Raw genomic sequence first — 3,739 nt, 5'->3', positions numbered from 1 at the left:
GGGCGGGCGACGCCGGGCGCGGCTTCGCCGTGGTGGCCGACGAGGTGCGCAAGCTGGCCGAGAAGACCATGACCGCCACCAAGGAGGTGGAACAGGCCGTGGGCGCCATCCAGGGCGGGGCCCGCGAGGCCATCGGCGCCACCGAGCAGGCCGTGGACGAAATCGCCCGCACCACCGAGAAGGCCAACCAATCCGGCGAACGCCTGCGCGAAATCCAAAGCATCGTGGAGTCCACCGCCGGGCAGGTGCAGTCCATCGCCGCTGCGGCCGAGGAGCAGTCGGCCTCCAGCGAGGAGATCACCCAGGCCGTGGACGACATGAACCGCATCTCCAACGAGACGGCCCAGGGCATGAGCGCCTCGGCCGAGGCCGTGGACGAGCTGGGGCGCCTGGCCGCGCGGCTCAAGGAGCTGGCCTCCTAGGCGGCGGACGCACAACGGCGGACGCAGGAGCGCAACGACAAAAAAAACGGCGGCCCGGAAGGGTCGCCGTTTTTTTCGCACCAGCCGCACCAGCCGCACCAGCCGCACCGGCCGCACCGGCTCCCGGCGGGTTCAGTCGGGCAGCAGGCCGGTGGCGGCCAGGGCCGTGTAGAGCAGCACCCCGGCGGCGGTGGACAGGTTCAGGCTGCGCACCACACCCCGGATGGGGATGCGCACATGGTCGGGATGGGCCGCGAACAGGTCCTCGGGCAGGCCGCGCGTTTCCGGGCCGAGCACCAGCAGGTCGTCCGCGCGGTAGACGAAGCGGTCGAAGCGCTCGCCGCGCCGGGCGCTGGACAGCACAAGGCGGCGCCCCGCCGCGTGGGCGGTCAGGGCCTCCCGGCCCGGCAGGACATGCACGTCCACATGCGGCCAGTAGTCCAGCCCGGCCCGGCGCAGGTGCTTCTCGTCCAGCGAAAAGCCCAGGGGCTCCACGAGGTTCAGGCGCACCCCGGCGGCGGCGCACAGCCGCGCCACGTTGCCCGTGTTGGGCGGAATCTCCGGCTCGAACAGCACCAGCTCCACGGCCCCTCCCCGCGTCCGGCGCCAAGCGCCGGCAAAGAAGAGAGGCAAGCCCCGCAAGGCTTGCCTCTCGTGCATTCGGTGGTGGGCGATCCAGGATTTGAACCAGGGACTTCCACCGTGTGAAGATGGCACTCTAACCGCTGAGTTAATCGCCCACTGTTCGGGTGCTTGTAGCACCCCGCGCCCCGGGATTCAAGCGGCCGGTCTGCCCGGCCCCGATGTCCCCTGCGCGGAGGCAAGCTATTAGCAATCCCCAAGTCCGGACGCAAGCACTTTTTTTCTGCGCGCCGCAAATTTTTGCGCGCCGCCCGCCGGGGTTTGCCCTGGCGGCGTTTTAGGCTACTGTGGCCGGGCCAGCGGTAGGCAGCCACAACGCAACCACTTGAGATACCAGGAAACGGAGACCCTGCATGCGCTTGCTCGTCACCGGGGGGTGCGGCTTCATCGGCACCAACTTCATCTACGAGATGCTCGCCAGGCACGCCGACCTGACGGTGGTCAACTGCGACAAGCTGACCTACGCGGGCAACCGGGCCAACCTCGCGCCCCTGGAGGCGCGCGGCGACGGGCGCTACCACTTCGTGCGCGCCGACATCGCCGACCCAGTGGCCATGGCCGCCGTGCTCAGGCAGTACCGCGTCGACGCCGTGGTCAACTTCGCGGCCGAGTCGCATGTGGACCGCTCCATCGCCGACCCCGAGCCGTTCATCGCCACCAACGTGCGCGGCGCCCAGAACCTCGTGCACTGCGCCATGCAGGCCGGGGTCGGACGCTACGTCCACGTCTCCACCGACGAGGTCTACGGCTCCCTGGGGCCGGACGATCCGGCCTTCACCGAGGCCACGCCCCTGGACCCCAGCAGCCCCTATTCCGCCTCCAAGGCCGCGGCGGACCTCATCGTCGGCGCCTACTGGAAGACCTACGGCTACCCCGCCGTGATCACCCGCTGCTCCAACAACTACGGGCCCTGGCAGTTCCCCGAGAAGCTCATCCCGCTGATGATCTCCCGGGCGCGGCGGGGCGAGTCGCTGCCCCTTTACGGCGACGGGACCAACGTGCGCGACTGGATCTACGTCACCGACCACTGCCGGGGCGTGGAGCTGGCCCTTTTCAAGGGCCGCCCGGGCGCGGTCTACAATTTCGGCGGCGGCGCCGAGCTGCCCAACATCGAAGTGGTGCGCACCATCCTGGCCGCCCTGGGCCGCCCCGAGTCGCTGATCTCCTTCGTCGCGGACCGCCCCGGCCACGACCGGCGCTACGCCATGGACCACTCCCTGGCCGCCCGCGAGCTGGGTTTCGCGCCGCAATACGACTTCGCGCGCGGCATCGAGCGCACCCTGGCGTGGTACGCCGACAACCAGGACTGGGTGGAGGCCATCCGCAGCGGCGAATACCGCCGCTTCATGGACTCCTGGTACAAGGACAGGTCATGAGCGCAAAAGGCGGACAGGACGGCCCGGCGGCGCTGGTGCTGGGCGGACGGACGGGCCTGCTGGGCATGGCCCTGTGCACGGCGCTGCAGGCCGCCGGGCGGCGCGCCGAGGCCACCGGGCGCCCCGGGGCCGAGGACTTCGACAAGGAACGCCTGGCCGGATTGATCCGCGATTGCGGAGCCGGAGTGGTCTTCAACACCTGGGCCCACACCCAGGTGGACAAGGCCGAGGACGAGCCCGACGAGGCCCGGCGCCTGAACACCGTGCTGCCCGAGATCGTGGGCCGCGCCTGCGCCCAGGCCGGGGTGCCCCTGGTCCACTACAGCACGGACTTCGTCTTCGGCGGCAAGGCCGACGCCCCGCGCCGCGAGGACGACCCCACCGACCCGCAAAGCGTCTACGGGCGCACCAAGCTCGAAGGCGAGCGCGCCCTGCTGGCCCTGGACCCGCCCGGGCTGCTCATCGTGCGCACGGCCTGGCTCTTCGGCCCGGGCAAGCGGAATTTCGTGCGCACCATGCTCGACCTGTGCCGCCGCAACAACTGCGTCAGCGTGGTCCACGACCAGGTGGGCTCGCCGACCTACACCCCGGACCTGGCCAGATACAGCCTGGCCCTGGCGGGCAAGGGCGCGCGGGGCGTCTTCCATGTGGTCAACTCCGGCGAGGCCAGCTGGTGCGAGCTGGCCTCCGAGGCCCTGCGCATGGCCGGGGTGCCCTGCGTGGTGACCCCCGTGACATCGGCGGACTACCCCCAGCGCGCCCGGCGCCCGGCCTATTCGGCCCTGTCCACCGAGCGCTTCACCCGCGCCACGGGCCTGACGCCCCGGCCCTGGGTCCAGGCCGTGCGCGACTATGTGCTGTGCGAGATGGCCGCCGGGGCCGCCCCGGTTGACACCCCCCGGGGCGGTGATTAGTCACAAGGCCGAACCCCGCACCAGCAACGCCCCGCAATTGCAAGGAGGGGGCCGGCCATGCAGCTCACGCCCAGACAGCACGCGGTCCTGACGACCATCGTCGATGCCTACATCGACACAGCCCGCCCCGTGGGCTCGCGCGCCGTGTCCAAGGCCAGCGGCCTGAGCCTGTCGCCCGCGAGCATGCGCAACACCATGGCCGAGCTGGCCACGGCCGCGCCTCGCAAAGTGGCCATCAATGTGCCCCTGCAAGAGCTGCGCGAAGATCACGTGCTTGATCGGGGCCAGGCCAATCTGGCGGTCGCTTTCGACCCGGAGGCAAGTTGTATTATGGCAGCGGCCGCATCGGTGATGATCGTATCCTCACCGTGCTGTCCGCCAAGGT

The 3,739-nt window shown here is 70.4% G+C and carries 4 protein-coding genes, 1 tRNA gene and 1 pseudogene; 4 read left to right on the top strand and 2 right to left on the bottom strand.

Going from position 1 to position 3,739, the window contains the following annotated elements; translation table 11 throughout:
* Nucleotides 1-422: methyl-accepting chemotaxis protein (locus M0P34_RS14295; protein ID WP_291500314.1), on the top strand; the 422-nt coding region annotated here is incomplete at its 5' end.
* 132 nt (nucleotides 423-554) lie between these two features.
* On the opposite strand, the gene M0P34_RS14290 is transcribed toward M0P34_RS14295, so the two are convergent.
* Both M0P34_RS14290 and M0P34_RS14285 read right to left on the bottom strand, forming a co-directional pair.
* Nucleotides 555-1,007: a tRNA (cytidine(34)-2'-O)-methyltransferase gene (locus M0P34_RS14290; RefSeq protein ID WP_291500312.1), complete on the bottom strand. Its 453-nt coding sequence runs from the start codon at nucleotides 1,005-1,007 to the stop codon at nucleotides 555-557.
* Between the two features lie 79 nt (nucleotides 1,008-1,086).
* Nucleotides 1,087-1,162 (bottom strand) — tRNA-Val (locus tag M0P34_RS14285).
* A 255-nt stretch (nucleotides 1,163-1,417) separates the two neighbouring features.
* On the opposite strand from M0P34_RS14285, the gene rfbB reads away from it, so the two are divergent.
* From rfbB to M0P34_RS14270, 3 genes and pseudogenes are all read left to right on the top strand, one after another.
* Complete coding sequence (rfbB, locus tag M0P34_RS14280; protein ID WP_291500311.1) at nucleotides 1,418-2,440, top strand: dTDP-glucose 4,6-dehydratase; 1,023 nt, start codon at nucleotides 1,418-1,420, stop codon at nucleotides 2,438-2,440.
* Nucleotides 2,437-3,354: a dTDP-4-dehydrorhamnose reductase gene (gene rfbD / locus M0P34_RS14275; RefSeq protein WP_291500308.1), complete on the top strand. Its 918-nt coding sequence runs from the start codon at nucleotides 2,437-2,439 to the stop codon at nucleotides 3,352-3,354. The genes rfbB and rfbD overlap by 4 nt, the downstream gene beginning before the upstream one ends.
* Before the next feature lie 57 nt (nucleotides 3,355-3,411).
* Nucleotides 3,412-3,739, top strand: a pseudogene (locus tag M0P34_RS14270) (hypothetical protein); the annotation flags it as partial.

Source organism: Desulfocurvus sp. (assembly GCF_023230885.1).
Taxonomy (GTDB): Bacteria; Desulfobacterota; Desulfovibrionia; order Desulfovibrionales; family Desulfovibrionaceae; genus Desulfocurvus.
This window is presented reverse-complemented; position numbering and strand designations above follow the sequence as displayed.